Annotated in this window: 21 protein-coding genes; 15 read left to right on the forward strand and 6 right to left on the reverse strand. The window is 70.7% G+C overall.

The features are described 5' to 3' along the window. The first annotated feature begins 101 nt into the window (after positions 1 to 101). On the forward strand, positions 102 to 662 hold the full coding sequence (locus AC6CKD_RS16900) for a TetR/AcrR family transcriptional regulator (protein WP_498328235.1): 561 nt from the start codon (positions 102 to 104) through the stop codon (positions 660 to 662). A 79-nt stretch (positions 663 to 741) separates the two neighbouring features. Here the strand turns inward: AC6CKD_RS16900 and AC6CKD_RS16905 are convergent, their stop codons facing one another. Together AC6CKD_RS16905 and AC6CKD_RS16910 are read right to left on the reverse strand one after the other, a co-directional pair. Then, the gene (locus tag AC6CKD_RS16905; RefSeq protein ID WP_498328236.1) at positions 742 to 2325 is read right to left on the reverse strand and encodes a right-handed parallel beta-helix repeat-containing protein; all 1584 of its coding nucleotides are present in this window, start codon (positions 2323 to 2325) and stop codon (positions 742 to 744) included. Between the two features lie 335 nt (positions 2326 to 2660). Then, entirely contained in the window at positions 2661 to 3827 is a 1167-nt protein-coding gene (locus AC6CKD_RS16910) for a hypothetical protein (RefSeq protein ID WP_498328238.1), read from the reverse strand. Positions 3828 to 4005: 178 nt separating this feature from the next. On the opposite strand from AC6CKD_RS16910, the gene AC6CKD_RS16915 reads away from it, so the two are divergent. From AC6CKD_RS16915 to AC6CKD_RS16975, 13 genes are all read left to right on the forward strand, one after another. Continuing rightward, positions 4006 to 4830, forward strand: coding sequence for an NAD-dependent epimerase/dehydratase family protein (locus AC6CKD_RS16915; RefSeq protein ID WP_498328239.1), 825 nt, complete (start codon positions 4006 to 4008; stop codon positions 4828 to 4830). Positions 4831 to 4964: 134 nt separating this feature from the next. After that, a complete protein-coding gene (locus AC6CKD_RS16920) occupies positions 4965 to 5615 on the forward strand; it encodes a GntR family transcriptional regulator (protein WP_498328241.1) in 651 nt (216 codons plus the stop codon). After that, positions 5612 to 6520 (forward strand): dihydrodipicolinate synthase family protein, encoded by a 909-nt coding sequence (locus AC6CKD_RS16925; RefSeq protein WP_498328242.1) that lies wholly within the window; start codon positions 5612 to 5614, stop codon positions 6518 to 6520. The genes AC6CKD_RS16920 and AC6CKD_RS16925 overlap by 4 nt, the downstream gene beginning before the upstream one ends. After that, entirely contained in the window at positions 6517 to 8238 is a 1722-nt protein-coding gene (araD, locus tag AC6CKD_RS16930) for an L-arabinonate dehydratase (protein WP_498328244.1), read from the forward strand. The genes AC6CKD_RS16925 and araD overlap by 4 nt, the downstream gene beginning before the upstream one ends. Before the next feature lie 58 nt (positions 8239 to 8296). Next, the gene (locus AC6CKD_RS16935; protein WP_498328245.1) at positions 8297 to 9202 is read left to right on the forward strand and encodes a carbohydrate ABC transporter permease; all 906 of its coding nucleotides are present in this window, start codon (positions 8297 to 8299) and stop codon (positions 9200 to 9202) included. Beyond that, positions 9151 to 10026 (forward strand): carbohydrate ABC transporter permease, encoded by an 876-nt coding sequence (locus AC6CKD_RS16940; RefSeq protein WP_498328601.1) that lies wholly within the window; start codon positions 9151 to 9153, stop codon positions 10024 to 10026. The genes AC6CKD_RS16935 and AC6CKD_RS16940 overlap by 52 nt, the downstream gene beginning before the upstream one ends. Next, positions 10023 to 11189, forward strand: coding sequence for a Gfo/Idh/MocA family protein (locus AC6CKD_RS16945; protein ID WP_498328246.1), 1167 nt, complete (start codon positions 10023 to 10025; stop codon positions 11187 to 11189). Before AC6CKD_RS16940 ends, AC6CKD_RS16945 begins: the two co-directional genes overlap by 4 nt. Continuing rightward, positions 11186 to 12037, forward strand: a complete 852-nt coding sequence (locus AC6CKD_RS16950; RefSeq protein WP_498328248.1) for a DUF6807 domain-containing protein — start codon at positions 11186 to 11188, stop codon at positions 12035 to 12037. The genes AC6CKD_RS16945 and AC6CKD_RS16950 overlap by 4 nt, the downstream gene beginning before the upstream one ends. Before the next feature lie 114 nt (positions 12038 to 12151). Beyond that, positions 12152 to 13492 (forward strand): ABC transporter substrate-binding protein, encoded by a 1341-nt coding sequence (locus AC6CKD_RS16955; RefSeq protein ID WP_498328249.1) that lies wholly within the window; start codon positions 12152 to 12154, stop codon positions 13490 to 13492. Then, entirely contained in the window at positions 13489 to 14292 is an 804-nt protein-coding gene (locus AC6CKD_RS16960; protein WP_498328251.1) for a rhamnogalacturonan acetylesterase, read from the forward strand. The genes AC6CKD_RS16955 and AC6CKD_RS16960 overlap by 4 nt, the downstream gene beginning before the upstream one ends. A gap of 2 nt (positions 14293 to 14294) precedes the next feature. Next, a complete protein-coding gene (locus tag AC6CKD_RS16965) occupies positions 14295 to 15584 on the forward strand; it encodes a pectate lyase family protein (protein WP_498328252.1) in 1290 nt (429 codons plus the stop codon). A 49-nt stretch (positions 15585 to 15633) separates the two neighbouring features. Continuing rightward, positions 15634 to 16776: a pectinesterase family protein gene (locus AC6CKD_RS16970; RefSeq protein ID WP_498328253.1), complete on the forward strand. Its 1143-nt coding sequence runs from the start codon at positions 15634 to 15636 to the stop codon at positions 16774 to 16776. 22 nt (positions 16777 to 16798) lie between these two features. Continuing rightward, the gene (locus tag AC6CKD_RS16975; protein WP_498328254.1) at positions 16799 to 17923 is read left to right on the forward strand and encodes a right-handed parallel beta-helix repeat-containing protein; all 1125 of its coding nucleotides are present in this window, start codon (positions 16799 to 16801) and stop codon (positions 17921 to 17923) included. Positions 17924 to 17959: 36 nt separating this feature from the next. Here the strand turns inward: AC6CKD_RS16975 and AC6CKD_RS16980 are convergent, their stop codons facing one another. From AC6CKD_RS16980 to AC6CKD_RS16995, 4 genes are read right to left on the reverse strand one after another with little or no spacing between them, the layout of a single operon-like run. After that, complete coding sequence (locus tag AC6CKD_RS16980; protein WP_498328256.1) at positions 17960 to 18985, reverse strand: LacI family DNA-binding transcriptional regulator; 1026 nt, start codon at positions 18983 to 18985, stop codon at positions 17960 to 17962. Positions 18986 to 19013: 28 nt separating this feature from the next. Continuing rightward, a complete protein-coding gene (locus AC6CKD_RS16985; RefSeq protein WP_498328257.1) occupies positions 19014 to 19931 on the reverse strand; it encodes a carbohydrate ABC transporter permease in 918 nt (305 codons plus the stop codon). Continuing rightward, on the reverse strand, positions 19928 to 20860 hold the full coding sequence (locus tag AC6CKD_RS16990) for a carbohydrate ABC transporter permease (protein WP_498328259.1): 933 nt from the start codon (positions 20858 to 20860) through the stop codon (positions 19928 to 19930). The genes AC6CKD_RS16985 and AC6CKD_RS16990 overlap by 4 nt, the downstream gene beginning before the upstream one ends. Continuing rightward, positions 20857 to 22194 (reverse strand): ABC transporter substrate-binding protein, encoded by a 1338-nt coding sequence (locus AC6CKD_RS16995; RefSeq protein ID WP_498328261.1) that lies wholly within the window; start codon positions 22192 to 22194, stop codon positions 20857 to 20859. Before AC6CKD_RS16995 ends, AC6CKD_RS16990 begins: the two co-directional genes overlap by 4 nt. A 204-nt stretch (positions 22195 to 22398) precedes the next feature. Between AC6CKD_RS16995 and AC6CKD_RS17000 the strand changes: the two genes are divergently transcribed. Then, positions 22399 to 24420, forward strand: coding sequence for a beta-galactosidase (locus tag AC6CKD_RS17000; protein ID WP_498328262.1), 2022 nt, complete (start codon positions 22399 to 22401; stop codon positions 24418 to 24420). The last annotated feature ends 17 nt before the right edge of the window (positions 24421 to 24437 follow it).

Below are 24437 nucleotides of genomic sequence, written 5' to 3' on the forward strand. Positions count from 1 at the left end.
GTCGTCGCGGGCGTCGAGCTGCCCGCGGGAATTAGATTACGTAAGCAATCTAAACCCTGACGTAGGATAGATGTCAAACGACATCCACTCGGGAGGTGGCCATGGGCCGCGTAACGCAGGCACAGGCGGAGGAGAACCGCAGGAGGGTCGTGGAAACCGCCTCCCGGCTGTTCAGGGAGCAGGGAACCCACGTCAGCGTCGCCGACCTCATGAAGGCGTCCGGCCTGACCCACGGCGGCTTCTACAAGCAGTTCGCCTCCAAGGAGGCGCTCATCGACGAGGCCACCGCCCATGCGTTCGACGAACTGACCCGGCTCCGCAAGGACGGACTCGACCAGCACGCCGGACGGCGCGACGCCGCCCAGCAGGCGCTGATCGACACGTACCTCTCCGTCGAGCACCGCGACAGCGCGGCAGACGGGTGCCCCGCGGCCGCCCTCGCCACCGACATCGCGCGCGAACCGGGAGATCGCGAGGCCCGCCGCGTCTACACCGACGGAGTGAGCGACTTCGCCGAATGGCTCGCCACCGAGGATCAGGACGGCATCAGCCGGCTCTGCACCATGCTCGGCGCTCTCGTCCTGGCCCGAGCCACCAAGGGCTCCCCGCTCTCCGAGGAGATCCTCACCGCCGCACACGCGGCATTGACGGCGACCGACTGACCCGGGACGCCGCAAGCGGCCCGGGCCGGTCCGTCCGGTTCGTTCCGGACGGGCCGGCCCAGGCCGGTGACGCGCTTGCCTACGGAGATACCGGCATGCCGCCGAAAGTGACGGCGAGGCGGCCGTCGGCAGCGAAGGACCAGTTCAGCGCGCCGGCATAGGAGGAACACCGGGATCCGTTGGAGCCGGCCCAGAACTGGTTCGAGCCGTCGGCGTCGCCGATGGTCCTGTCGTTCGTTCCGCTGCCGCTGCGGCACGAGACGTTGTCGCGGAACAGCGAGGTCCCGGCGTCGAACGAGTAGTTGCGCTGGGCGTTGTCGATGCCGACGTTGCCCGAGACCGACATGGTGCCGGGGTTGCTGTTGTACGTGAACCCGTGCTTGCCGTTGCGGTAGGCGATGCTGCGCCGGATGACGTGGTCGACCTCGATGTCCTCGCCGCCGAGTTTGTAGCCGTTGCGGTCACCGTTGGAGTTCACGGTGCCGTCGGAGAGGGTGCCGTTGGCGTGGGCCAGGGAGTCCTCGATGGTGACCGGACCGATGGGGCCGGTGTCGGTCTTGGTGTAGAGGTCCCAGCCGTCGTCGATGTTGTTGTGGGCCACGGCGTAGCGGAAGACGTTCCCGGGGCCGACGGTGAGCTTCGCCGCGAAGCCGTCGGCGTCCTCGCCATCGGAATCCGCGTTGTCGTGCGACTCCGCGCTCAGGACGAGGTTGTTGGCGGGCCACTGGTCACGCGGGGTGGTGGAGGCCATCCGCGAGAGCTGCAGCCCGGTGTCCCGGTTGAAGCGCGTCACCGTGCGTTCGAAGATGTTGTTGCTGCCGCCGACGAAGATGCCGTTGTCGCCGGCGCGCTCGACGACGATGCCCTTGACGTGCCAGTACGAACCGTTGACGGCGAGCCCTCGGTTCGCCGGATCCTCGCTCATCGCCGAGAAGTTCAGCACCGGCTGCTCACCGGGGTAGGCGCTCAGCTGCGTGCGGGCACTCGACGTTCCGTTCTTGCCCTGCGGGATGGTGATCGTCTGGGAGTAGCGGTACGTCCCGCCGCGTAGATAGATCGTTCCACCGGCAGGGACGCGACCGATCGCCGAGGTGAGCGTCGTCGGGGCCGACTGCGTACCGGCCGCACTGTCGCTGCCGTTCGGCGCCACGTACAGCGCGGCGCCCGACGGTGGCGGGGTGGTGGCTTCCGCTTCGACATCGAGGGAGTCGATGTTGGGCAGGCCGGCGGAGGCGGTGGGGCTGAGCCGGATGGTGTTGCTGCCCGGAGTGAGGGCCACCGCGAGCGTCGCCGTCGCCCATGCCGCCCATGTGCCGGTGCTCTCGAAGGACGCCGATGTGGCCGCCGAGCCGTTCACGGTGACGGCCGCGGGCCTCGCGGTGGTGGTCCCGTTGGCGAAGCGGACCTTCAGCGTCGCCGTACCCGAGGTGGGGGCGTTCACCGTGAACTGCGCGTAGGCACCGACCGCGTTGGTCCCGTTGCAGAATCCGCTGCCGGAGTAGCCGGCCCAGTCGGAATCGATGGTGCCGGTGCAGAGCGCGGGCGAGCTCTCGGCCTCGTAGCGGACCGGGGCGGCTGCGGCCGTGCCGCCCGGGAGCGCCACGAACGCGCCGGCCGCCAGCGCGGCGCAGGCAAGTAGGGACAGGGAGGATTTCGGTTTCATGGGGGGCCTGGTTCCTTCTCCGTAGTCGCCTGCATGCAGGCATGACAGTGCGGCTCTCGACCAAGAATCAGAAAGCGCTAGCTGCGCAGGGGGGGTCGCCAATGGGCGTCAATGAAGGTGCCGGACGAGGCCGGTCAGGGGCCCTTGCGCTTCTCCGCGGCCCTTCGCGGGAAATGGCATGCGGCTTCTCTCGATCGAGAGATAGAAAGCGCTTACCACCTTACGTACGTGTCATGCACCCGTCAATGCGAGGTACCTGGGCAACTCGCCGCCATGTGCGGGTAGTTGTCTCGGCAGGCCGGCCCCACCAGGGAGCAGGCCCGGTCCGATGCGGCTCAGGCGCTCCGCAGCGCGGCGACGAGGTCCCGCAAGCGGTCGAGGCCCGCACGCGGGACCAGACCGAGGTGGTAGAGGTGTGCCTCGCTGAGCCCCGCGGCCACATGGCGGGCGGCCAGCGCGCCGAGGCCCTCTTCGTCCGCGGGCAGGGTCTCGGGACGGAAGTACCCGCCGACGGCGGTCGCGGGTGGCGCCAGATCACGGAGGGCGGCGACCGGACCTCCGCCGGGCCCGGACGCGGAGTCGGCCGGCCAGCAGTTGGCGACCACCGCGTCGATGCCCTCGGTCACGGTCGGCCCGAGGGGCGCGAACGCCCCGGTGGCCCAAGGGGACGCGGAGCCGTGCACGGTGATGCGGATGCCGGGCGCGGCGGTCCGCGCGGTGGCGACCAGCCGGGTGTGCAGGGCGGAGGCGGACGCGTCTGCGCACGCGCGCAGCACGGCGGCCGCCTGCACCCCGAGGGCGTCCTCGGGGCGCCTCGGCGGCCGCGCCGGCCCGGTGGCCGCACGCACCTGGGCCGCGAGGTGTTCGGGGTCGAGGCCCGACGCCCGCTGGACGCGTCGGCAGGAGGCGCAGAAGCACAGCGAGAGCAGCTGCCGCTGGACGGGGGTCCACTGTGCGAACTCGGTTTTGTCGTGGTGCCCGCCGTGGTCCACTCCCAGGGGACCGGCGGCCTCCAGGATCAGGCCGTCGGCCTCGCCGAGCAGGGCGACCTCGTGCACGAGGGTCGCGCAGTAGTCGGCGACCTGGGGTGCTTGCGGGCACAGGGCGTAGGGGTACGGCTCATCGAAGGCGTTACGCCGTACGAGGTCCGGATTGTCGCGCCCCAGGACGCTGTTGTGGGTGAGGACGGTCCAGGCGGCGACCCGTAGTCCCGCCGCGACGAGAGCCTTCCTCGCCACGGTGAAGGAGTCGGGGACGGTCCAGCGGGGAACGCGCGGCACCAGTCTCATGCCCTGCCAGGCGGCGGGGCGGACCGGGAGGTAGCAGGCGGCGTGTTCGGCGTCCACCAGTCGGTGGTGCGGGTGGAGCGGGGTGGCCGCGCGGGTGCTGTGGTAGTTCGCCGCGACGGCCACCGTCTCCACGCCGGCCTCACGGGCCCGGCCGGCGGCTTCGGGATCACCGGCGAAGTCCCAGGGATACGCGTATCCGGTCGCCGTCACCATCGGAACCTCACCGCCTGTGCGTGGATTCGGGCATGTTCATACCTGTGAACTCAGGCCAAGGCCACGAGCGTTGCGAACAGTAGGCATCCGCTCGTGACATCGTCAAGCAACCGCCCGCCGTGGACGATCTTTCGAAACGCCCCTCCTCGCGTTCACGTATGTGACTACGTTCTCCCGCATGGAGACCTCACACACGCGTACGCCCCACACCGTTCTGCTCACCGGCGCGGCCGGGGGCGTCGGCACCTTGATGCGGGAACTGCTTCCCGGCTACGGATACCGGCTCCGGCTGCTCGACGTGGTGCCCGTCGACGGCGAACCGGACGCGATCGTCGCCGATCTCGCCGACCGCGAGGCGTTGCGGGAGGCCGTCCGCGGCGTCGACGCGGTCGTCCATCTCGCGGGGATATCACTGGAGTCCACCTTCGAGAAGGTGATGGCCGCCAACGTCACGGGGCTGCACCACCTCTACGAGGCCGCCCGCGAGGAGGGAGTGCGCCGCGTCGTCTTCGCCTCCAGCAACCACGCCGTCGGCTTCACTCCCCGCCCCCGCGGGGACGGCCCGCTGGTCCCCGTCGACACCCCGCGCCGGCCCGACAGCTTCTACGGCCTGTCCAAGTGCTTCGGCGAGGATCTTGCCCAGCTCTACTGGGACCTCCACGGGATCGAGACCGTCTCGGTGCGGGTCGGCTCCTGCTTCCCCGAGCCGACCTCGGTCCGGATGCTGTCGTTGTGGCTGAGCCCGGCCGACTGCGCACGGCTCCTGCACGCGGCGTTGACCGCAGAGAGCGTCGGACACACGGTCGTGTACGGATCCTCCGCCAACACCCGGCTGTGGTGGGACCTTTCCTCGGCCCGGGCCATCGGATACGAGCCGCAGGACGACTCGGAACGGTTCGCCGAGCGGCTCGTCACCGAGCTGGGGGTTCCGGACGAGGGCGACCCCGACGACCTGTACGTGGGCGGCCGCTTCTGCACCGACCCGCCGCGCTGGCCGCACTGACCCGGCCCGATAGAAAGCGCTTTCCACGACTCGTGCGCGAAGCATTGACGAAACACCAACGGCCGCTTAGCTTCTCGTCATTGCACTTCGTACGTCATATATGAGACGCGATACACGAGATCTGAGAGTGCGTCATGACCTTCGCCCCCAGCCCCATCCCGTCCCGCACCCAGTACGTCCTGGAGGCGATCAAGCACGACATCCTCACCGGAGGCCTGAGCCCTGGTCAGGCCCTGGTCGAAACCGAACTCGCCTCGCGCTTCGGGGTGTCCAAGACCCCGGTGCGCGAGGCGCTCAAGACCCTCGCCGGCAGTGGGCTCGTGGTGATGAGCCAGTTCAAGGGGGTCACCGTGCGCATGGTCGACGCCGACATGGCCCGCGAGGTCTACGACGTACGGCTCCTCCTGGAGCCCGAGGCGGTCCGCCGCACCGTGGCCGCACGCGCCCCGCTCGACGCCGCCCGGGAGGCGCTGGCGCGGGCCGCGGGAGCCGAGGACCCTGCCGAACGCTCGCTCGCCAACCGCGAGTTCCACCGCGCGCTCTACCTGCCCTGCGGCAACCCCCTGCTCGGCAGGATGCTCGACGAGGTCCGCGACCAGGCCGCCCTCGTCTCCACCGTCGCCTGGGCCGCCGTCCCCTCCTGGGAGCACGAGGCCGCCGAACACGAGGAGATCTTGCGGCTTTCGGTCGCGGGAGACGCGGAGCGGGCCGGCCGGGCCGTCCACGAGCACATCGCCTCCTTCGTCCAGCGCGCCTTCCCCCTGGACGGCGGTGCCGGCGCATGAGCATGACGTTCGAGCACCTGAAGACCGCACTCGCCGATGTCGTGGCCATCCCCGTCACACCCTTCACCGCGTCGGGAGAGCTCGACACCGAAGCGCACCGCGCTCTCCTGCGACGCCTGATCGAGGCCGGCGTACGCACGCTCACACCGAACGGCAACACCGGCGAGTTCTACGCCCTCACACCCGAAGAGCGCCGTCTGGTCACCGAGTTGACCATCGACGAAGCGGGCGCGCGCGCCACCGTCCTGGTCGGCGTCGGCCACGACGTCCCGACGGCGATCGCGGCCGCCCGGCACGCACGCGCCTGCGGAGCGCAGATGCTGATGGTCCATCAGCCGGTACATCCGTACGTCTCCGAAGCCGGCTGGGTCGACTACCACCGGGCCATCGCCGAGTCCGTGCCCGAACTCGGGGTCGTCCCCTACATCCGCAACCCGCAGTTGAGCGGGGCCCGGCTCGCGGAGTTGGGCGACGCCTGCCCGAACGTCGTCGGCGTGAAGTACGCGGTCCCGGACGCGGCCCGGTTCGCCGGCTTCGCCCGTGACGCGGGGATCGACCGGTTCGTCTGGGTGGCGGGGCTCGCCGAACCGTACGCCCCGTCCTACTTCGCGAGCGGCGCGACGGGGTTCACCTCCGGCCTGGTCAACGTCTGCCCGGCGCTCTCGCTGGAGATGCTGTCGGCCCTGCGGGCGGGCGACTACCCGGCCGCGATGAAGGTGTGGGAACGGATCCGCCGCTTCGAGGAGCTGCGGGCCGCCGACGGCAGCGCCGACAACGTCACGGTCGTCAAGGAGGCCCTCGCCTCGCTCGGTCTGTGCCGGCGCGACATCCGCCCGCCCAGCCGCGAACTGCCCGTGTCCGCACGCGCCGAGGTCGCCGCGATAGCCGCCGGATGGCGGACATGAGCAGGCGGCCCGAGGACCTGCGCAGCCACCAGTGGTACGGCACGGACGGGCTGCGCTCCTTCAGCCACCGCGCGCGCACCCGCCAGCTCGGCTACCTCCCCGAGGAGCACCTGGGCAAGCCGGTCGTGGCGATCCTCAACACCTGGTCCGACATCAACCCCTGTCACGTCCACCTCCGCGATCGCGCGCAGGCCGTGAAGCGGGGCGTGTGGCAAGCCGGCGGCTTCCCCCTCGAGTTCCCGGTCTCCACCCTTTCCGAGACCTTCCAGAAGCCGACGCCGATGCTCTACCGCAACCTCCTCGCGATGGAGACGGAGGAACTGCTGCGTTCCTACCCGGTCGACGGCGCGGTCCTCCTCGGCGGCTGCGACAAGTCGACCCCGGCGCTGCTGATGGGCGCGGCCTCGGTGGACCTGCCGACCGTCTTCGTGCCGGCCGGGCCGATGCTGCCGGGCCACTGGCGGGGCGAGACCCTCGGTTCCGGCACCGACATGTGGAAGTACTGGGACGACAAGCGTGCGGGCCTGATCGGGGACTGCGAAATGGCCGAGCTGGAGAGCGGGCTGGCCCGCTCCCCCGGTCACTGCATGACGATGGGCACGGCCTCCACGCTCACCGCCGCCGCCGAGACCCTGGGCGTGACGGTGCCGGGCGCGTCCTCGATCCCGGCGGTCGACTCGGGGCACGACCGGATGGCCGCCGCCTCCGGGATGCGGATCGTGGAGCTCGTACGGGAGGACCTGCGGCTGTCGCGGATCCTGACCCCGGAGGCGTACGAAGACGCGGTCGCGGCCGTCCTGGCGCTCGGAGGGTCGACCAACGCGGTCATCCACCTGATCGCCATGGCCGGCCGTTCGGGGGTGCGGCTCACTCTGGACGACTTCGACCGCATCGCGCGGACCGTGCCGGTGCTGGCCGACCTCCGCCCCGGCGGGCGGTTCCTCATGGAGGACTTCCACTTCGCCGGCGGCATGCCCGCATTCCTCTCCCGGCTCACCGACGTGCTGCACCTCGACCGGCCCACCGTCTCCCACGACACTCTGCGGGAGCAGCTCGACGGCGCCCGCGTGCACAACGACGAGGTGATCCGGGAACGCGCACGGCCCCTCGCACCCGAAGGCGGGGTCGCGGTGCTGCGCGGGAACCTCTGCCCGGACGGCGCCGTCATCAAGCACATCGCCGCCGAACCCCACCTGCTGAAGCACACCGGCCCGGCGGTGGTCTTCGACGACTACCGCACGATGCAGCGGACCATCGACGACCCGGAGCTCGGGATCACCGCGGCCCACGTACTCGTACTGCGGGGCTCCGGGCCGAAGGGCGGCCCGGGGATGCCGGAGTACGGGATGCTGCCGATCCCCACGTACCTGCTGGAGCAGGGCGTACGGGACATGGTCCGGATCTCCGACGCCCGTATGAGCGGCACGAGTTACGGCGCGTGCGTGCTGCACGTCGCACCCGAGTCCTACGTCGGCGGGCCCCTGGCCCTCGTCCGCACGGGCGACACCATCACCCTTGATGTCGAGGCGCGCACGCTCCATCTGCACGTCTCCGACGAGGAGTTGGCACGCCGACGCGAGGCGTGGACCCCGCCGCCGGTCCGCTTCGGGCGCGGCTACGGGGCGCTCTACACCGAGCAGATCACCCAGGCCGACACGGGATGCGACTTCGAGTTCCTGGCCCGGCCCGGGGCGACTCCCGATCCCTACGCGGGCTGATTCCTGTGCGCGGCCGACGCGTGCGCCTGCCCGAAACACCGAGAACGGAGCCACCGTCATGGCCTCAGCTGTGACCCGCCGTACGGGAGCCACCCCCCGCCGACTGCCGTACCTGCTGATCGCCCCCGCCGGGCTGCTGATGCTGGGATTCATCGCCTATCCCGTGCTCAGCGTCTTCTACTACAGCCTCCAGGACTACAACCCCACCAAGCCCTGGCGCAACGGCTTCGCCGGCTTCGACAACTTCGTGCGCATCTTCACCGACGATCCGCACTTCTGGGGCACGCTGACCTTCAGCGCGAAGTGGGTCGCCGTCGAGGTGAGCCTGCAGCTCCTGTTCGGCCTGGCCCTGGCGCTCATCGTCAACCAGACGTTCGCGGGCCGCGCCCTGGGCCGGGCGCTGGTGTTCTCCCCGTGGGCGGTCTCCGGAGTGCTGACGTCAGCCATCTGGGTGCTGCTCTACAACTCCCAGACCGGCATCACCCGTTACCTCGCGGACGTGGGAATCGGCGAGTACGGCACCTCCTGGCTGTCCGACACCTCCACGGTCTTCTCCGCGGTGGTCGTCGCCGATCTGTGGCGCGGTGTCCCCTTCTTCGCGATCCTCATCCTCGCCGACCTCCAGTCCGTACCGAAGGACCTGTACGAGGCCGCCGAGGTCGACGGGGCAGGCCGGCTGCGCCAGTTCCTCCACATCACGCTGCCGCACCTCAGGGACGCGATCGTCCTGTCCACCCTGCTGCGGGCGGTGTGGGAGTTCAACAACGTGGACCTGCTCTACACCCTCACCGGCGGCGGCCCGGCGGGCGAGACGACCACACTGCCGCTCTACGTCGCCAACACCAGTGTCGACGCGCACAACTTCGGATACGCCTCCGCGCTCACGACGGTGGCGTTCGTGATTCTTCTCTTCTGCTCGATGGTCTATCTGCGCCTGAGCAAGTTCGGAGGCGACAGCAAGTGAGACGGCGACGTGCTTGGGACGAGGTCCCCCGGTGGCAGATCTACCTGCCGCTCGGCATCTATCTTCTCTTCACCCTGATCCCCTTCTACTGGATCCTGCTCTTCGCCCTGCGGCCGGCGGGCTCCACCTCCCTCGTGCCGTGGCCCATGACCACCGAGCACTTCGAGAAGGTGTGGACCGAGCGGGGCTTCGCCACCTTCTTCCAGAACAGTCTGCTCATCGGCCTCGCGACCCTGGTGATGACCACGGTGATCGCGCTCGCCGGCGGCTACGCCCTGGCCCGTTTCGACTTCAGGATCAAGCGGGGCTTCATGCTGGCCCTGCTGTGCTCGCAGTTCGTCCCGGGCGCGCTGCTGCTCGTACCGCTGTTCCAGACCTTCGCCAGTCTGCGGATGATCAACTCGCTGGGCAGCGTCATCATCGCGGAGACGGTCTTCCAGCTCCCCCTGTCCATGATCCTCATCAGCGGCTTCATCAAGAACGTGCCGTACTCGCTGGAGGAGGCCGCCTGGGTGGACGGCTGCAACCGCTTCAGCGCGTTCCGTGTCGTCGTCCTGCCGCTGCTGCGGCCCGGTCTGGTCGCCGTCGGCTCCTTCGCCTTCGTCCACGCCTGGAACCACTTCCTCTTCGCGCTGATGTTCCTCAGCAGCCAGGACAAGCAGACCATCCCGGTCGGCCTCAACACCCTCATGGGCGCGGACAGCGTCGACCTGGGCGCCCTCGCCGCGGGCGGCGTGATCGCGGCGGTGCCCGTCGTGATCGTGTTCGCGTTCATCCAGAAGTGGCTGGTCACCGGCTTCAGCGCAGGGGCGGTGAAGGGATGAGCAACGCCGCCGCGCCCGCTCCCCTGCCCGTGGTCCTGGCGGGCGCCCGCGGCCACGGCCGCTCCCACCTGCTCAACATCCGCCGCCTCGAACACCTCGGCCTGGTCCGCCTCGCCGGCGTCTGCGAGCTGCGCCCGCTCGACGCCGATGAGCTGGACGGGTTCGGGACCCCGGAGCAGTCCCCCGACTTCGACGCGCTGATGGCCTCCACGGGGGCCCGGATCGCCGTGCTCTCCACGCCGATCCAGACGCACACCGAGCTGGCCCTGACCGCCGCCCGCCACGGCGCGCACCTCCTCCTGGAGAAGCCCCCGGCACCCTCGTACGCGGAGTTCCGCCGGATCGCGGACGCGGTGGCGGCGGCCGGCGTGGCCTGCCAGATCGGCTTCCAGTCCCTCGGCTCGCACGCGGTGCCGGCCATCAGGGAGCTCATCGGGGCGGGCGAGATCGGCGAACTCCTCGGCGTCGGCGCGGCCGGCGCGTGGATCCGCGACGAGGGGTACTTCCGGCGCGCGCCATGGGCCGGCCGCCGGCGCCTGGACGGTGCGGACGTCGTCGACGGGGCCCTGACCAACCCGCTGGCCCACGCCGTCGCCACCACGCTGGCCGTAGCCGGCAGCACTCGGGCCGAGGACATCGGGTCCGTCGAGACCGAGCTCCTGCGCGCCAACGCCATCGAGGCCGACGACACCTCCTGCGTCCGCGTCGTGACCCCGTCCGGCCTCCGGCTCACGGTCGCGGTGACCCTGTGCGCCGAGACGGGCTCGGATCCGTACGTGGTGGTCCACGGCAGCCGGGGGCGCATCACCTTCTGGTACCGGCAGGACCGGGTGCTGCTCCAGCGGGCCGGGCACGGCCCGGAGGAGACCGTCCACGGCCGCACCGATCTCCTGGAGAACCTCGTCGGCCACGTGACCGGCGGCGAGGCACTGCGCGTACCGCCCGAGGAGACCGGCGCGTTCATGCGGGTCGTCGAGGCGGTCCGGCTGGCGCCCGACCCCGTGGCACTGCCGGACGCGTACTGGCGGACCGAGCCGGGACCGAGCGCGCCGCGCCGGGTCGTCCACGGGATCGACGCGCTCGTCGACAGGAGCGCCCACGCGCTCGGCCTCTACTCGGAACTGGGCGCCCCCTGGGCCGCGACCACGGCGCGGACCCGGTGAACGCGTCGTTCGCCCTGCGCTGCGCGGGCCGTCCGGTGGCGCGCTACACGGCCGGCGACGCGGACCCCGCGCGGGACCGCTCGCCCCGGCCCTGCCTGCATCCGGTCACCACCCTGGCGGGGGTCCCCGTCACCGAGCTGATGCCCGGGGACCACCCGCACCACCTGGGCGCGGGCGTGGCCGTGCCCGATGTGGGGGGCCACAACTTCTGGGGCGGGCGCACCTTCGTGCGCGACCGGGGGCCGACCGCGCTCGACAACCACGGCGTGCAGCGGCACGACGGCTTCAGCCGCCTCGACGAGAACGGGTTCGTGGAGGAACTGAGCTGGACGGCCGGGGACCGGGTGCTGCTGCGCGAGCGCCGGACCGTGGTGACGGCGGCGCTGAGCGACTCGGCCTGGGCCCTGGACCTCGGCTTCACGCTCACCGAGGTGTCGGGCCGGGACCTGTCCATCGGCAGCCCGGCCACCAACGGACGCCCCGGCGCGGCCTACGGCGGCTTCTTCTGGCGCGCCCCCAAGGAGGCGGCGCCCCCGGTCGTCTTCAGTGCGGACGCCGAGGGCGAGGAGGCCGTGCACGGCTCCCGTGCCGACTGGGTGGCGCTGGCCGGCCGGGGCTGGACGCTGCTCTTCGCCGGCGCGACCGAGGAGACCCGGCGCGATCCGTGGTTCGTGCGCGCCGCCGAGTATCCGGGCGTGGGCTCCTCCCTCGCCGCTGACCGGCGCCTGACCGTCCCGGCCGGAGCGAGCGTCGTACGGCGGGTGGTCACCGTGGTGGCCGACGGCCGTCCGGGGCGGGCCGAGGCCGCGGCGCTGGTGCGCGAAGCCGTCGCGGCACGTCACCCCTGACCGCACTCCCCCCACGGGCTCCCGCACCGAGTGCTCCCCTGTTCCCCCAGCACCCCAGCACCCCAGCAGATTCCCAGCAGATTCCCGACAGATCCTGAGAGAAGAGAGCCGACGATGACCAGTTTCCGTCACGGGCGGCGCAGAGCCGTCTGCGCCCTCGCCATGACCACCGTGCTCGCCCTGACCATCACCGCCTGCGGAGACGACGGCAGCGGAGCCGCGGGCGACAAGGGCGGCGAGGGCCCGGGCAAGGGACAGATCACCTTCTGGGACAACAACGGCGGTGTCCGCACCGACGTCTGGAAGGCGATCATCCAGGACTTCGAGAAGCAGAACCCCGAGATCAAGGTGAACTACGTCGGGATCGCCTCCACGGAGGTGCAGTCCAAGTACGACACGGCCATCCAGGGCGGCGGCCTGCCCGATGTCGGCGGCGTCGGAGCGGCGATGCTCGCCGGGATCGCCGTGCAGAACGCCCTGGAGCCGCTCGACGCCCGCGTCGACTCCAGCGCGCTCAAGGGCAAGCTCAACGTGGGCATGGTCGAGAGCGTGAAGTCGGCGGGCGGCAAGGACCAGCTCTTCACCGTGCCCACCTCCGCCAGCAACGGTGTCCTCTACTACCGCACCGACCTGTTCGCGGCGGCCGGCCTGCAGGCGCCCGACACCTGGTCCGCGTTCTACGCGGCGGCCGAGAAGCTGACCCGGAAGGAGGAGAACAAGTTCGGCTACACCATCCGCGGCGGCGCGGGCTCCATCGCCCAGGCGCTGGACGCCATGTACGGCCAGAGCGGGGTCACCGACTTCTGGAACGGTGACAAGACCACGGTCAACGACCCCAAGAACGTGGCCGCGTTGGAGAAGTACGTCGGGCTGTTCAAGAACAACACCCCGGCGGCCGACGTCAACAACGACTTCACCAAGATGGTCGCCCAGTGGGACAGCGGCGAGATCGGCATGGTGAGCCACAACCTGGGCTCGTACAAGGACCACGTGAAGGCACTCGGTACGGAGAAGTTCCGCGGCGTCCCCAACCCGACCACCGACGACGGCACCCGCGTGCAGGTCTCCCACCCGGTCGACGGTCTCGCCCTGTTCTCGTCGAGCAAGAACAAGGCGGCGGCCTGGAAGTTCATCGAGTTCGCCGCCTCGCACGCCTCCAACAGCAAGTGGAACGAGTCGGCGGGCGCGATCCCGGCCAACATCGAGGCGGCCCGGGACCCCTGGATCCAGAAGGCCGAGCCGACCAAGCTCGCCGCCGAGGCCCTCTTCAGCGGCAAGGCCACGATCGTGCAGCTGCCGTACTACCTGCCCGACTGGAACACCATCTCCAAGGCCGACAACGAGCCCGCCTTCCAGAAGGTCCTGCTCGGCAAGTCCACGTCGAAGGAGTTCCTCGACAGCCTCGCCGAGCAGCTGAACACGGCGCAGGCCGAGTGGAAGACGCAGAACAAGTGACCCTCACCCGCCGCCGGGCGGTCACGGCCGGGGCCGGGCTCGCGCTCGCCCTGGCCGCGGGCCCCGCCGGGGCCGTTCCCCGGGGAGACGGGCGCGTGCGGACCCTCTACGTCGCGGGCGACTCCACGGCAGCGCAGAAGTACGCCGATGCCGCCCCGGAGACCGGGTGGGGCATGGCACTGCCCTTCTTCCTGCACAGGCACGTGACGGTCGCCAACCACGCGGTCAACGGCCGCAGCACCAAGAGCTTCATCGACGAGGGCCGGCTGACCGCGATCCTGGACGTGATCCGGCCCGGGGACCTCCTGCTGATCCAGTTCGGCCACAACGATCAGAAGGCCGCGGACCCCACGCGCTACACGGAGCCCTGGACCACCTATCAGGAAAACCTGGGCCGGTTCTTCGACGGCGCGCGCGCCTGCGGAGCCCTCCCGGTCCTCGCCACCTCCGTCGAGCGCCGCAGGTTCGATGCCGACGGCACCGCCCTGCGCACCCACGGGGAGTATCCGGCCGCGACGCGGCAGGTGGCCAGGGAGGAGGGCGTAGCCCTCCTCGACGTCCAAGAACTGTCCCTGGCGCTCTGGCAGACGCTCGGCCCGGAGGCCACGAAGACGTACTTCAACTGGACGGCGACCGAGCAGGACAACACCCACTTCAACCCGCCGGGGGCGATCGCCGTGGCCCGGCTGGTCGCCACCGGACTCCTGGACACCCTCGCCCTCGCACCGGGCGACACCCGCCGCCTCGACGAGGAAGTCCCCGCGCAATGGATCACCTGGCCCGATTCCGAGGAGAGCTGAACATGCGACACACACGGGTATGGGCGGTGGGCGCCGCCGCTCTCGTCCTTGGCGCCACCGGTTCCACCTCCGCCGCGCACGCCGGTCCGGCCGCGCCCGACCCGGCCCGGCAGGTTCTGCCGACCGGTGACGGCTGGGCCTCGGACGGTACGGGAACCAGCGGCGGCGCCGCCGCGACTGCCTCCCGCGTCTTCACCGTCACCACCTGGGAGGAGCTCCGTACGGCGCTCGCGGTCGCGGGCACCGAGCCGCGGATCGTCAAGGTCGTGGGCACGCTGAACGCCACGGCCGCCGGCTGCGCGGCCTTCGAGGCCCCCGGGTACGACTTCGGGGCGTACCTCGCCGCCTACGACCCCGCGGTCTGGGGACACGACACCGAGGTCAGCGGGGAGCAGGAAGATCTGCGCGCCGCCTCCGCCAAGGCACAGGGCAAGGCCATCAAGGCGTACGTCCCCGCCAACACGACGATCGTCGGCGTCGGCAGGAACGCCGGCATCACCGGCGGCAGCCTCCAGATCCAGGGCGCCGACAACGTCATCGTGCGCAACCTGACCGTGGAGAGCCCGCTCGACTGCTTCCCGCAGTGGGATCCGACGGACGGGCCGACGGGGGCGTGGAACTCCGAGTACGACAGCGTGGTCGTGTACGGCTCCACCCATGTGTGGATCGACCACAACACGTTCACCGACGGGGCCCACCCGGACAGTTCCCTGCCCTCGTACTACGGAGTGCCCTACCAGCAGCACGACGGCGAGCTGGACATCGTGCGCGGCGCCGACCTGGTCACCGTCTCCTGGAACGTCTTCGCCGACCACGACAAGACCCTGATGATCGGCAACAGCGACAGCGCGGGCGCCACCGACCGCGGCAAGCTGCGCACCACCCTCCACCACAATCTCTTCAAGAACGTGGTGGAGCGGGCGCCGCGGGTCCGCTTCGGCAAGGTCGACGCGTACAACAACCACTTCGTGGTGCCCGGTTCGGACTACTCCTACAGTCTGGGCATCGGAATCGAGTCCCAGCTCGTCGCGGAGAAGAACGCCTTCACGCTCGCCGGGGGCATCCAGGCCGGAAAGATCCTCAAGAAGTGGAAGGACGCCCCGGTCACCACTGCGGGCAACCTCGTCAACGGTGCGCCGCTCGACCTCCTCGCGGTCCACAACGCCCAGTTCCCCGGCGAGATCCTGCGCGCCGACGCGGGCTGGACGCCGTCCCTGCGCACCCGGGTCGACGTGCCGCAGGCCGTGCCCGGCATCGTCGGCCACCGCGCGGGCGCGGGCCGGCTGCGCTGACCTTCCGGCCGCCGCTCACTCCCCCTATTCGCAGCGAAGGAGCTTCTCCATGCCCTCGCACCACCCACGCACCGTCCTCGGCCGCCGATCCCTGCTCACCGCCGGGGCCAGCGCCGGAGCGGCGTTCGCGCTCGCCCTGGCCGCCGGTCCCGCCGCCGCCCTCGGCGTCGTGGCGGCCGGCCCGTTCGGCCGGTTCGGTTCGCCCGGCGCCCGGCTCACCGAGCGCACCCTGTACGTCCACCCCGGTGGCCTCGGGGACCACACCACCGTCCGGGCCGCGGTGGACGCGGCGGACGGCCCCGGCTGGACCGTGGTCCTCGCACCGGGCACGTACCGGGAGACGGTCGCCGTCAGCCCGGGCCGCACCGCCATGACCTGGATCGGCGCGAGCGGGAACCCGCGCGACGTCGTCGTCGTGTACGACAACGCGGCCGGTACCGTCCGGCCCGACGGCGGCACGTACGGTACGACCGGCTCCGCGACCACGACCGTCCAGGCGGACGGGTTCACCGCACAGTGGATCACCTTCGCGAACGATTTCCTGCGCACCGACCTGCCCGGGAACGCCGGCACGCAGGCAGTCGCGATCAAGGTCCAGGGCGACCGGTCCGCCTTCTTCCACTGCCGGTTCCTCGGGCATCAGGACACCCTCTACACCGACTCGATGACCTTGGCGGCCGTCGCCCGCCAGTACTTCGCGCACTGTTACGTCGAGGGCGACGTCGACTTCGTCTTCGGCAGGGCCCGCGCGGTGTTCGAGCACTGCCACTTCCGTACGCTGCTGCGCGCCGATCTGGCGGGCGCCCCCCACGGCTTCGTCTTCGCCCCCTCCACCGCCCGCGGCAACCCGTACGGCCTCCTGGCCGACCGCTGCCGGGTGACCAGCGAGGCGCCGGAGGGCTTCTACAAGCTGGCCCGCCCCTGGGTTCCCGGCTCGGACCCGACCGCCTGGCCGTCCCTCGTCGTCCGCGACAGCGTGCTCGGTCCGGGCATCGACGCCCCCACGCCGTACGCGAACATGCGCGACGCCCATCCGTGGCAGGCCCAGCGCTTCGCGGAACACCGCAACACCGGTCCGGGCGCGGCGATCCCGATCCCGCAGAACCGCCCCCAACTCACCCCGTCGGCAGCCGAGTTCGCTTCCCGGGACCACTACCTCGCCGACTGGCGTCCCGTGCCCGCCTGTTCCTGACCTACGAGAGGACCCGCACGTCATGTCTCGTAACGCAACCTTGCGCAGCGCTCTCCTCGCCGTGGCCCTGCTCACCACCACCGCCGGCCTCGGCGTGCTGGCCGCGCCCGCCCATGCCGCCAGCGTCGTCGTGGCCACCTCGGCCGAACTGGCGAGCGCGATCAAGAACGCGACACCCGGCACGGTCATCCAGGTCCGCGGCGGCACCTACTACCCCACCGCCGTACTCCAGTCCACCGCCAACGGCACCGCGAGCAGCCGCATCCGGCTCCAGCCCTACGGATCCGAGACGGTGAAGATCGACGGTTCGAACCTGCCCGCCGGGTCCTGGATCTTCAAACTGACCGCCGACTACTGGACCGTCTCCGGCATCACCTTCCAGAACTCCCCCGACAGCGCCGTCGTCTGCACCTCCTGCGCCGGAACCGAGTGGCTGGGCATCAGGACGATCAACGGCGGCGACTCCGGCTTCACGCTCACCGGCAACGACACGAACAACAACACCGTCAGGAACCTGGACTCCTACGGCCATTACGACGCGGCCAGCCACGGTGAGAACGCCGACGGAGTGGCCGTCAAGTTCGGTTCGGGCACCGGCAACCTGATCACCGGGGCGCGGCTCTTCAACAACTCCGACGACGGCATCGACCTGTGGTCCTGGTCCAGCCCGGTGACCATCGAACACACCTGGGCGTTCGGGAACGGCAAGAACCGCTGGTCGGACTCCGGCTTCGCGGGGGACGGCAACGGCTACAAGCTGGGCGGCGACGGCGAGGTGGTCGCCCATGTCGTCAACAACTCGGCGGCCTGGGACAACGCCGGCAACGGGTTCACCGAGAACAGCAACAAGGGCGCCATCATCCTCAACCGTACGACCGCCTACGCCAACGGGAAGTGGGGCCACTACTTCGCGACCGGCGCGGCCCGGCTGGCCCGGAACCTGGCCGTGGACAACGGCTCGGGGCTCGCCCGTCGGGGCTCCTCGGTCGTCTCGGCGGCCAACAACTGGGACCCCGGAATCGCGACCCCGGCCTTTGTCAGCAGGGACGCCACCAGCGCGTACGGCGCCAGGAAGGCGGACGGCTCGCTCCCGGCGACCACGTTCCTGACGACCGGTTCCACGACGATCGGCTCCACCATGAACTGACGGCCCACGCAGACGGCGGACGGCAGCCGGCAGGGGCTATGCCGATTCGCGGCGTACGAGCTCCGTGGGCAGGATGACCGCGGCCGGCTCCTCTCCCGCTATGCGGGCGAGGAGCATCCGTACCATTTCGGTGCTGATCCGGTCCCACGGCTGGCGGATCGTCGTGAGCGGGGGCCGGGAGGAAACCGCCGCCGGGGAGTCGTCGAAGCCTCCCACGGCGATGTCCTCGGGCACGCGGCGGCCGGCCCGGGCCAGGGTGTCGAGGACGCCCTGGGCCATCAGGTCCGAGGCCACGAAGACGGCGTCGAGGTCCGGGGAGCGTTCCAGGAGCAGGCGCGCCGCCTCCTCGCCGCTCGCACGGCTGTAGTCGCCGGTGACGATCAGCGCGTCGTCGACGGGCAGGCCGTACTCGGCCAGTGTCTCCCGGTAGCCCGCGAGGCGTTCCACACCGCCGGGGGTATCGCGCGGGCCGGTGACGGTGGCGATCCGGCGGCGGCCCGTCTCGTACAGGTGGCGCACCATGTCGCGGGCGCCGTCGCGGTCGTCGGCGGCGACGTAGCCGATCTTGGCGGTCTGGCCGAGGACCTTGCCGCAGGCGACGACGGGGACGCCGGCCTGGTGCAGGTGGGCGACGACGGGGTCGCCGGCGTGACTGGAGACCAGGAGGACGCCGTCGACGTGGCCGGCCTCGATGTACCGGAGGTTGCGCCGGCGCTCGTCCTCGGTGCCCGCGATCATCAGCAGCAGCGGGATGTCCTGGGCGGCGAGCGCCTGGGTGCAGGCCCGCAACAGCACATTGAAATTGGGGTCTTCGAAGAAGCGCTCCTGCGGCTCGGTCAGCAGGAAGGCCACGGAACCGGACTTGCCGGTGATCAGCGAGCGGGCGTGCCGGTTGACGACGTAGCCCGTTCTGCGGATCGCGGCGTCCACGGCCGCCTTCGCGGCGGGGCTCACGTAGTGCCCGCCGTTGAGGACGCGGGAGACGGTACCGCGCGAGACTCCGGCCTCGCGTGCCACGTCGTGGATCGTCGTCGGGCGACGCCTGTTCGCTGCTGTGCTCATGCTGTGATTCCCCTCGATCCCCGGTGTGTCAGGACTTTACGGCGCCGGAGAGCAGGTCGAGGCTCCAGAACCGCTGGATGAGCAGGAAGAGGGCGATGAGCGGGACGATCGCGAGGAGCGCGCCGCTGATCACCAGCGTGTAGAGGGCCGGCTGCCCCGCGCCCTGCTTCAGCAGGGTGAACAGGCCGACGGTCACGGGGAACTTCTCGTCGTCGCCCAGCATGATGAACGGCAGCAGGAAGTTGTTCCAGATGGCCACGAACTGGAAGAGGAAGATCGTGACCAGACCAGGGGACATCATCGGGACCGCGATCCTCAGGAAGATCCGCCATTCGCTCGCGCCGTCCATCCGGCCCGCCTCCACGAGTTCCATCGGGATGGCGGCCTCGGCGTAGATCCGGCCGAGGTAGACGCCGTACGGCGAGAGGACCAGCGGCAGCAGGACGGAGAGGTACGTGTCCGTCAGGCCGGCCTCGGCCATCAGCAGGTACTGGGGAATCGCGAGGATCACCGGGGGCATCAGAACGCCCGTCAGGATCAGGTTGAAGAACGTCTCGCGGCCGCGGAAGCGGTAGACGGCGAGGCCGTAGCCGGCGAGCGCCGACACCGTCGTGGACAGGACGGCGCCCAGCCCGGCGTAGAAGACGGAGTTGCCCATCCACCGCCAGTAGAGGCCGTCGCGGTACGCGTTCAGGTCCGCGACGTTGGCTCCCAGGGAGTCGCCGGGCAGGAAGGTGAACGTGGCGAAGAGGTCCGCGCCCGACTTGGTGGAGGCCACCAGGACCCAGGCGATGGGCAGCAGGCAGTAGAGCGCGCCGAGGGCCAGGGCCGCCGTCGGCAGCAGGGCGGTGCGGGGCGGGCGCGGCGGCCCTTGGGAGGTGCCCGGGGTGGTGGCGGCAGCTGGGGCCGCTTTGCGCGTGCGCGCCGGGGAGGCGAGCCCGGTCATCGGGTTGCTCCTTGCTTCGTACGGCGGTTGGAGGCCTTGAGCAGGCCGAAGGACAGCAGGAAGGTCGCGGCGGCGAGGACCACGGCGGTGGCCGACGCCGCGTGGATGTTCCCGCCGGTGAAGGCGTCGTTGTAGACCTTCATCAGGGGGCTCCAGGTGGTGGGGATGCCGTTGGTGAGCGGCCTGAGCGTGGTCGGCTCGTTGAAGACCTGGAGCGTGGCGATGATCGAGAAGAAGAAGGTCAGCACCAGTGAGGGGGCCACCATCGGGATCTTGATGCGCAGGGCGGTCTGGAGTTCCGAGCAGCCGTCGAGCTTGGCCGCCTCGTACACCTCCGCGGGAAGGGACCGCAGCGCGGTGTAGATCACGATCATGTTGAATCCGGTGCCGCCCCAGACGGCGATGTTCGACATCGCCAGGTACAGCGGTCCCCCGTCCATCAGGTCCGGCTGCGGCAGGCCGACGGCGTCGAGCACGTAAAAGAAGGGGCTGACGTCCGGCAGGTACAGGAACCCCCACATCAGGGCGGCGATGACCCCGGGGACCGCGTAGGGCAGGAAGATCGCGAGCCGGGAGAAGGAGCGGGCCCGGACCCGCTCGGAGTCCAGCAGCAGCGCGAACAGCAGGGCCAGGCCCAGCATGAGGGGGACGACGATCGCGCCGTAGCCGAGGATCCGCAGGGCGCTGTGGCCGAGTTCGGCGTCGGTCAGGGCCGCGGTGTAGTTCTCCAGGCCGGCCCAGACCTCGCTCCGGGCTCCCTTGCCGAGACCGAGGCCCTTGACCTCGATCTTGTGGAAGCTGAGCCGGATCGCGTAGCCGATGGGCAGCGCGAAGAAGAGGGCGAAGAGGAGGGCTGCCGGAAGGAGGAAGCCGTACGGGGCCGCCTTGACCCCGTACGACCGGCGCACGCCCGTGGTGGGCTGCGTCACTGGGCGACCTCGAAGCCCTGCTTCTTCAGGTCGGCGACGGTGGCGCCCTGCATGGCGGTCAGGGCCGCGCCGAAGCCCGACTTGGCCTTGGCGGCCTTGCCGAACTCGTCCTTGAAGGAGGTGTAGGCCACGTTCACGTTGGGGCCCCAGGCCGCGGGGGCGGTGGTCTTCGCGATCTCCGCGGCCTTCGTGTAGAAGTCGCTCTGGCCGGCGAAGAACTCCGGGGCCTGGGCGAGCGCCCCTCCGGTCTGGGCGGCGGTGGCCGCCGGGTAGATGCCGCTCTCCTTGACCAGCGCGGCCAGCGCCTCCGGGTCGGTGTTCAGCCAGGTCGCGAACTTCGCCGCGGCGGCCTTGTGCCGCGAGTCGGTGGTGACGGCCGTGGTGGATCCGCCCCAGCTGCCGGTGGCGGGCTTGGAGGTGTCCCACTGGGGCAGCGGGGCCATGGCCCACTTGCCCTTGGTGTCGGGCGCGGCGGTGGTCAGGACGCCCGGGGCCCACACGGCGCTGACCCAGCCGATCTGTGTGCCGGTGTTCAGGGCCTTGTTCCAGGCGGGGGTGTACATCGGCTGGTTGTCCACGGCACCGTCCGCGACGAGGCCGCCCCAGAAGTCGGCGACCTTCTTGGTGGCCGCGTCGTCGATGCCGACCTTCCACTTCTTGCCCTCGGTGGTCCACCACTGGGCGCCGGCCTGCTGGGCGAGACCGGCGAAGAGCCCGGAGTCGTTGGAGGAGAAGGTGGTCAGTGCCTTGTCGGGGGCCTTGGCCTTGAGGGCCCTGGCGGTGGTGGCGAACTCCTCCCAGGTGGTGGGCACCGTCAGGCCGTACTCCTGGAACAGGTCGGTCCGGTAGAAGAACATGAGCGGCCCGGAGTCCTGGGGTACGGCGTACACGGCGTCGCCGCCGAGCGTGGTCTGCTGCCAGAGACCGGGGGCGAAGGCCTCCTTGGCTCCGGCGACCTCCTTGGATATGTCGGCGAGGGCGTCGTTGCTGACGAGGGTCGGCAGCGCCTGGTACTCCGCCTGGACCAGGTCGGGAGCCTGGTGCGCCTTGGCCGCGGTGATGATCTTGGTGACCAGGTCGTCGCCGGAAGCCTGCTTCTGGACGGTGACCTGGACCTCCGGGTGCTTCTGGTTCCAGAGCGCGGCCACCTTGTCCATGTTGGGCGCCCAGGCCCAGTAGGTGAGCGCGACCGGGCCGGACCCGTCCGCGGCACCGTCCTTGCCGGCCGAGCCGGAGCCGGAGTCGGAGCCGGAGGATCCGCAGGCGGTGAGTACGGTGGCGCCGAGGAGGACGGCGAGGGCGGCCGAAACTCCGCGGTACGTCGTGTGGGGCATGGGGTACTTCTCCCTGACCGAAAGGGCCTCACCCTCGGAAGGGGAGGCTGACCATGCGTCTGTGAGCGTTCACAGTAGAGAAACGTCCCGGACACTTGTCAATGGTTGATCGAGTGCGGTTATCTTGCGTTGCCGCATTGAGACCGGATGTGTGAACGTTCCCAGTCCGGTGGAACTTTCAGCTCGAACACCCAGGAGAGACCCATGCCGCAGACCACTCCGAAAGGCCTGCACCGGCTCGCCTTCGGCGGGGACTACAACCCCGAGCAGTGGCCGGAAAGCGTCTGGAAGGAGGACGTCCGGCTGATGCGCGAGGCCGGCGTCACCCTGGTGAGCGTCGGGATCTTCTCCTGGGCCCTGCTGGAGCCCGAGCCCGGCCGGTACGACTTCGGCTGGCTCGACCGGCTCCTCGACCTGCTGCACGAACACGGCATCCGGGTCGATCTGGCCACGCCCACCGTGGCGCCTCCCGCCTGGTTCTACCGCGCCCACCCCGAGGCGCTGCCGGTCAGCCGCGAGGGCGTGCGGTACTCCTTCGGGTCGCGCGGCGCGATCTGCCACAGCTCACCCGCCTACCGCGAGGCCGCCGCCGGCATCACCACCGAGCTCGCCGGCCGCTACGGCAGCCACCCCGCGCTCGCGCTCTGGCACGTGCACAACGAGTACGGGGTCCCCGTCAGCGCCTGCTACTGCCACGGCTGCGCCGCTCATTTCCGCCGCTGGCTCGAGGGCGCGCACGGATCCCTCGATGCGGTCAACGAGGCCTGGGGCACCGCGTTCTGGGGCCAGCGCTACACCGCGTACGAGCAGATCGACCCGCCGCGCGCCACGCCCACCGTCGCCAACCCCGCGCAGCAGCTCGACTACCGCCGCTTCACCGACGCCACCCTGCGCGAGAACTTCCGGATGGAGCGGGACATCCTGCACCGGCTCTCGCCCGGCACCCCCGTCACCACCAACTTCATGACCGCGCTCAGCCAGTGCGACTCGATCGACTACTGGGCCTGGGGCCGCGAGGTCGACCTCGTCACCAACGACCACTACCTGATCACCGACGGCCGGCGCACCCACGTGAATCTGGCCATGGCCGCCGACCTCACCCGCTCGGTCGCGGGCGGGGCGCCCTGGCTGCTGCTCGAGCACTCCACGTCCGGAGTGAACTGGCAGTCGCGCAACCCGGCCAAGCGCCCAGGCGAGATGGCCCGCAACGCGCTCGCCCACGTCGCCCGGGGTTCGGAGGGCGCGATGTTCTTCCAGTGGCGCCAGTCCCGGCGCGGCGCCGAGAAGTTCCACTCCTCGATGCTTCCGCACGGGGGCACCGACACCCGTGTCTGGCGCGAGGTGGTCCGCCTGGGCGCCGACGTCGACTCGCTGGCCTCCGTACGCGGCACCCGCACGGTTGCGGACGTCGCCATGGTGTGGGACTGGCACTCCTGGTGGGCGCAGAGCCTGGAGTGGCGCCCGAGCGAGGCCCACGAGGCCCGCGAGCGTGCCGACAGCTTCTACGAGACGCTGTACGACCGCCACCTCACGGTCGACTTCGCCCACCCCGAGAGCGATCTGTCGGCCTACCCGCTGGTGGTCGTCCCCGCGCTCTACCTCGCCACCGAGGCCGCCGGGCGGAACCTGCGCGCGTACGTCGAGGCCGGCGGCACGCTCGTCGTCTCGTACTTCTCCGGGATCGTCGACGAGCACGACGCCGTGCACCCCGGGCCCTACCCGGGCGCGCTGCGCGAGGTCCTCGGGCTGACCGTCGAGGAGTGGTCGCCGCTGCTCGACGACCAGACCGTACGGATCGGCGGGCCGGGCGGCGCCTCGCTCACCGCCGACGTGTGGACCGAGTTCGTCGTGCCCCGCGGGGCCGAAACGGTGTGGACCTACACCGACGGACCGGCTGCCGGCGGGCCGGCCGTCACCCGCCACCGGCTGGGCCGGGGCACCGCCTGGTACGTATCCACCCGGCTCGACGCGGCCGCGCTGGACACGATCGCCGCCGCCGCCTGCGAGGACGCGGGAATCGGCGCGCGCGACGCGCTTCCCCGTGACGTGGAGGTCGTACTGCGTTCCGGGGACGGCGGCCGCTACCTCTTCGCCCTCAACCACTCCGGTCAGGAGGCCGAGGTACCGCTGGAGGGTTCCGGAACCGAGCTCCTCGGCGGTGCGCCGGTACACGGGAAGCTCGCCGTCCCGGCCGGTGCGGTCCGGGTCGTGCGGCTGGACGCCTGACGGCGTCCCCATGAACC

This window comes from Streptomyces sp. GQ60, assembly GCF_059758875.1.